This is a genomic window from uncultured Faecalibaculum sp., assembly GCF_910588395.1.
Lineage (GTDB): Bacteria > Bacillota_I > Bacilli_A > Erysipelotrichales > Erysipelotrichaceae > Faecalibaculum.
In genome coordinates, this window is the sequence record NZ_CAJUPA010000076.1 from 1 (window position 1) to 2,309 (window position 2,309).

Genomic DNA, 2,309 nt, shown 5'->3' on the forward strand with positions numbered 1-2,309 from the left:
ATGGACGCAATCAATCTCCTGAAAGAATTGGAGTTTGAAAACCGGCAGGCCACGCCGGAAGAACAGGAAACACTCTCCCGGTATGTGGGCTGGGGCGGTCTGTCAGACGCTTTTGACGAGAACAAGCCCACCTGGGCAAAGGAGTTTGCGGAACTCTACGCAACGCTGTCCCCGGAGGAATATGAAGCCGCCAAAGGGACCACCTTAAACGCCCATTACACCAGCCCTACCGTTATCCAGGCCATTTATGAAGCGGTGGGGAAAATGGGATTCCAGACCGGCAACATCCTGGAACCCTCCTGCGGCGTGGGCAATTTCTTCGGTATGCTGCCGGAGGAAATGCGGGGCAGCAAACTGTACGGCGTGGAACTGGATTCCATCACCGGACGCATCGCAAAACAGCTCTATCCAAAAGCAGACATCACCATCGCGGGCTTTCAAACCACTGACCGGCGGGATTTTTATGATTTAGCCGTAGGAAACGTGCCGTTTGGCCAGTATTCCGTCAATGACCGGGCCTATAACAAGCTGAACTTCAACATCCACAACTACTTTTTTGCAAAATCGCTGGACCAGGTGCGTCCAGGCGGTGTCGTGGCCTTTGTCACCAGCCGCTACACGATGGATTCCAAGGATTCTACGGTGCGCCGGTATCTGGCGCAGCGGGCGGAGCTGTTGGGCGCGATCCGTCTGCCCAACAATGCGTTTAAGGCCAATGCCGGGACAGAGGTGGTATCCGACATCATTTTCCTGCAAAAACGTGACCGCCCGATTGACATTGCCCCGGACTGGACGCAGACCGGACAGACCGAAGATGATTTTACCATCAACCGCTATTTCCTGGACCACCCGGAAATGGTGCTGGGCAGGCAGGAGCCGGAAAGCACCGCTCATGGCATGGATTACACCGTAAATCCCATTGAGGGATTGGAACTTTCCGACCAGCTGCACGACGCCATAAAATATATTCGCGGGACCTACCAGGAGGCCGAACTGCCGGAGCTGGGCGAGGGGGAAGAAATTGATACTTCTATCCCCGCTGACCCTGATGTAAAAAACTATTCCTATACCGTTGTGGACGGTGCGGTGTACTATCGGGAAAACAGCCGCATGGTGCGCCCCGACTTAAACGCCACCGCCGAGGCCCGTATCAAGGGTCTGGTGGAACTGCGGGACTGTGTGCAGAAGCTCATCGCACAGCAGATGGACAGCTTTGTTTCGGATGCGGCAATCCGTGAAACCCAGGCCGAATTGAACCGGCTCTATGACGCATTTTCCGCAAAGTACGGGCTTATCAATGACCGGGGCAACCGGCTGGCCTTTGCCGATGATTCCAGCTATTATCTGCTCTGCGCGCTGGAAGTCATTGACGATGACGGACATCTGAAGCAAAAGGCGGATATGTTCACCAAGCGCACCATCAAGCCCCATCAGGCCGTTACTGCGGTGGACACCGCCAGTGAAGCCCTGGCTGTTTCCATCGCGGAAAAGGCCGAGGTGGATATGGCGTACATGGCCGAACTGAGCGGCAAAACCCAGGAGGAATTGGCGCAGGAGCTGCGGGGCGTGATCTTCCGCCTGCCCGGACCATTGGCGGAGGGGGAAACGCCCCGTTATGTGACAGCGGATGAATACCTCTCCGGCAACGTGCGCCGGAAACTGCGGCAGGCACAGCGGGCGGCGGACAAAGACCCCGCCTTTTCTGTCAATGTGGAGGCGCTGACCGCCGCCCAGCCAAAGGATTTGGACGCATCGGAAATCGAGGTGCGCCTGGGCGCTACCTGGATTGACAAAGACTACATCCAGCAATTCATGTACGAAACCTTCCACACCCCGTACTATCTGCAAGGGAAGATTGAGGTCAAGTATGTCCCCTACACCGCCGAGTGGCAGATCACCGGCAAAAACGCCGTTGGGTACGGCGATGTAGCCGCCAACACCACCTACGGAACCGACCGGGCCAACGCCTACAAGATTCTGGAGGACAGCTTAAACCTGCGGGATGTCCGCATCTATGACACCGTTGAGGACGCCGAGGGGCGGGAGCGCCGGGTACTCAACGCCAAAGAAACCACCCTTGCCGCCCAGAAGCAGATGGCGATTAGAGAAGCCTTCCGGGACTGGATTTGGAAGGACCCCCAGCGGCGGCAGACGCTGGTGCGCCAGTACAACGAGGAAATGAACAGCATCCGCCCCCGCGAGTATGACGGGCAGCATATCCGGTTTGCGGGCATGAACCCGGAAATTACGTTACGGGAACACCAGAAAAACGCCATCGCCCATGTGCTGTACGGCGGGAATACCCTGCT

1 protein-coding gene is annotated in these 2,309 nt (G+C 57.0%); it reads left to right on the forward strand.

Annotated elements, in window-relative coordinates; all coding sequences use genetic code 11:
- On the forward strand, positions 1 to 2,309 hold a 2,309-nt coding region (locus QZ305_RS11595), incomplete at both ends, for an N-6 DNA methylase (protein WP_294732148.1).